The organism is Moorena sp. (genome assembly GCF_982860115.1).
This window is the reverse complement of the sequence record NZ_CEYLVT010000044.1, coordinates 21,480-24,701: the sequence shown is the minus strand read 5'-3', so window position 1 is coordinate 24,701 and position 3,222 is coordinate 21,480. Positions and strand designations below refer to the sequence as shown.

The window sequence follows — 3,222 nt, the reverse complement described above, 5'->3', positions numbered from 1 at the left end:
CCCCCAGAATTGGGGGATTTAGGGGGCGCGATGGTCAAAGTCCCCCAGAATTGGGGGATTTAGGGGGCGCAGTGGTCAAAGTCCCCCAGAATTTGAGAATTCCTCTTGCCTTGCCCATAACGCTATAACTGATCGCTTACACTCCCTACTCCCTATTCTCCTCAGATTCTCCCTCTATATCCTGCCCAATATCAAACACAATAATAAATTTCTCATCAGGCATTAGCCGCTTCAGAGCCTGCATGTGGCCTTCCGCATCCGAGCGATTGCGGAAACGACCAACAAGTACTCGTTGCATCTTGGGCAATAACCTAACCACTGCCCATGGATATAGGCGTTGAGAATACGACATAATAATAAGTTATCTCCTTAACTGGGGGACGAGAGCCAGCCTTCCGTGTGACTTCTGTAGGCTGGCTCTTACCGTGGGCGCTAAAACGTTCCACGGTAATTTTATTATAGCACAAATAATCTTATATTATAACATATTTTGAAAAGTTTTGTTACAAGCTTTTATTGCCAATTTTCTTTTTATCCTATAAACTAGTATTATCGGAATAGTTAAAAACACTCCACTCATGAACAAGTGCGTTGGAACTACTGAAGCGGCATCTCTATTAGGAATTTCTTCTCGACGATTGCGTCAACTCCTAGAGAAGGGTCGCGTTCGCGGTGCCTATAAAACCGGTAAATTCTGGATTATTCCTCTGTTCAACCATTTGCCACAAATAACTAAAGGGTCTCGTGGACCGAAGGGGAAATGGCGCACTAGTCGTCCACCGGCTTTAGCGAAGATTAATGTCAATCGCAATCACATTGGCTCGAATATCAAGAAAAGCCCCAAAGACCGCAAGCCAGTGATTTCAGTAAAACGAAGTGGTACCAATCTCTACGGCAACGAAGTGGAAATCCTTGGGCCTTGTAAGATTGTCTATAATCCCGATCATCCACTCGATTGTGGCGCTCGTTTGTGGATTGAAACTTTTAGTGATATTCACTTTATTGGTGGCAGTTTTCCCGCGAGTCGCTGAGGGGGTAAGACCTAGGAATCGATTCTAGTTGATCAGAGTTAATCCTGAACAAAATCCGTTTGGCTGTATGTATTGATTGTAGGTCTAGTTAATCTGTCCTAGTTACTCAGATATGGAACCTCTAGCCATTGCCAATCTAGCCTTTATCGGTACCAAAGCTGCAGAAACTATAGTAGAAAAGTTTACTGAGGCAGTAATAGAAAAAGCCAAGCTCCTACGCGAGAAGATTATTAATAAGTTAAGGAGTAATCCCAGGGCTGAATTAGCTTTGCTAGATGCTCAACCAGGGTCAAAGACTGAGCTAAAAGTTGTATCTGACTATTTGCAAGAGACGATGAGAGCAGATTCTCAATTTGCCCAGGAGATTGAAGCATTAGCAAGGGAAATCGATAATTTGAACCAAAGGCAAGGGGAAAATTGGCAAGTATCTGGTGGTGAGGTAAATTATAACAAGGTTTCTGGTGGTAATGTAACTTCTAACAATCAAAATATAAATCCAGTCATTAGAGAAGCTGGTAGTAATAATACCTTCAACTTTAACTATAATTCTCCTCAAGATTAGCTGAAGTCGCCTGGGGAGCAGGTTAAACAAATCCCAGTTGCTAATCCTAATAATTTAGCCAGAGTACGCAGTGGCGTAGTCAACTTTGTCGGTCGGGACAAACAACTCAAAGAACTACACCAACAGCTTCAAAAGAAGGAGCGCATTGCTATCACTGCTGTGCTTAGCGGTATGGCTGGAGTAGGAAAAACTGAACTTGCCATACAGTATGCTCAGCGCCAGAAACAGCAATCCACCTACCCCGGTGGGATTTGTTGGATACAGGTACAAGCATCCAATCCGGGAGAACAATTGCTGAGTTTTGCTAAGTCTCAGCTTAATCTGAATCCTCCTGAGGATTTGGAGTTATCAGACCAGTTAGACTACTGTTGGTCTCGGTGGCAGCTTTTAGATGGTGATGCCCTGATCATTCTGGATGATGTTAGAGACTATGAGGATATTGAAGGCTATCTACCACCCCAAGAATCCCGTTTCAAAGTACTAATAACGACACGTAAATATTGGCTATCAGAATCCTTTGAACAATTGCGCCTAGAGGTGTTAGATGAGAAAGCAGCTTTGGAGTTTTTAGGGTCTTTTATTGGTCACTCAAGACTGGAAAAAGAACCAGTAGCAGCCTCTCAACTCTGTGAAAAACTTGGATACCTTCCATTGGGATTGGAGTTAGTAGGACGTTTCCTCAAAAGACGGTATCATTGGACTTTAGCAAAGATGGTACAAAAATTAGAGGAAAAGCTAAACGAACTGAAGCCATCGGGGGACATGACAGCTCAAAAAGGAGTAGAAGCAGCATTAGAGTTGAGCTGGAAAGAATTAGACTCTCAAGGGCAGTGGCTGGGATGTTTTTTGAGTCTCTTTGCCTTAGCTCCGATTAAGTGGACACTAGTGGAAACCTGTTTATCTATAACTGATAGTTGTGAACTGATTCCTTTAAATGAAGATTGGGAAGACGTAATAGAAGACAGTCTGTTGAGTTTGAATTTAATTCGTGAAACTGAGCAAGGGGATTATCAATTTCACCAATTAGTATGTAAATACTTCCACAATAAACTCGAACAGATGCCTGAAGCAGGAAAGCTCAAACAGAGTTTCTGTAAGGTGATGGTAGAAGAAGCACAGTCTCTCCCTCAAAGTCCTACAAAAGAGCAGGTAGACGGAATAGCACCATCCATACCTCATGTAGCAGAAGCAGCAACTGAACTACAACAATGGTTAGAGGATGAGGATTTAATTGTACCCTTTGTTATGCTCGATCGGTTCTATGGGGGTCAGGGATTATACAAACTGGCAGAACCTTGGTTAGAACAATGTTTAGAGGTTAGCCAACACCGTCTAGGTGAAAACCACCCAGATGTAGCAGCCAGCCTCAACAATCTGGCTTTACTGTACTATAACCAGGGTCGGTACTCAGAAGCCGAACCCCTCTACCTACAAGCCTTAGACCTAAGGAAACAGCTGCTGGGTGAACACCACCCGGATGTCGCTACCAGCCTCAACAACCTGGCAGAACTTTACAGGAACCAGGGTAGGTACTCAGAAGCCGAACCCCTCTACCTACAAGCCTTAGACCTAATGAAACAGCTGCTGGGTGAACACCACCCGGATGTCGCTACCAGCCTCAACAACCTG

Annotated in this window: 4 protein-coding genes; 3 read left to right on the top strand and 1 reads right to left on the bottom strand. The window is 43.7% G+C overall.

Going from position 1 to position 3,222, the window contains the following annotated elements; translation table 11 throughout:
• Nucleotides 1-145: 145 nt before the first annotated feature.
• Nucleotides 146-352 (bottom strand): hypothetical protein, encoded by a 207-nt coding sequence (locus AC4II3_RS10290; RefSeq protein WP_488029207.1) that lies wholly within the window; start codon nucleotides 350-352, stop codon nucleotides 146-148.
• A 226-nt stretch (nucleotides 353-578) separates the two neighbouring features.
• Between AC4II3_RS10290 and AC4II3_RS10285 the strand changes: the two genes are divergently transcribed.
• The 3 genes from AC4II3_RS10285 to AC4II3_RS10275 all read left to right on the top strand — a co-directional run.
• Nucleotides 579-1,031, top strand: coding sequence for a MerR family transcriptional regulator (locus AC4II3_RS10285; RefSeq protein WP_488029208.1), 453 nt, complete (start codon nucleotides 579-581; stop codon nucleotides 1,029-1,031).
• 112 nt (nucleotides 1,032-1,143) lie between these two features.
• Complete coding sequence (locus AC4II3_RS10280) at nucleotides 1,144-1,593, top strand: hypothetical protein (RefSeq protein WP_488009978.1); 450 nt, start codon at nucleotides 1,144-1,146, stop codon at nucleotides 1,591-1,593.
• Nucleotides 1,594-3,222 (top strand): tetratricopeptide repeat protein (locus tag AC4II3_RS10275; RefSeq protein ID WP_490722813.1); only part of this gene is annotated, 1,629 nt, incomplete at its 3' end. It lies immediately after the preceding gene.

Bases quoted from the DNA above. Each gene is read 5' to 3' on its own strand.
- AC4II3_RS10280 (WP_488009978.1), top strand. From the start codon at position 1,144: ATGGAACCTCTAGCCATTGCCAATCTAGCCTTTATCGGTACCAAAGCT.
- AC4II3_RS10290 (WP_488029207.1), bottom strand. From the start codon at position 352: ATGTCGTATTCTCAACGCCTATATCCATGGGCAGTGGTTAGGTTATTG.
- AC4II3_RS10285 (WP_488029208.1), top strand. From the start codon at position 579: ATGAACAAGTGCGTTGGAACTACTGAAGCGGCATCTCTATTAGGAATT.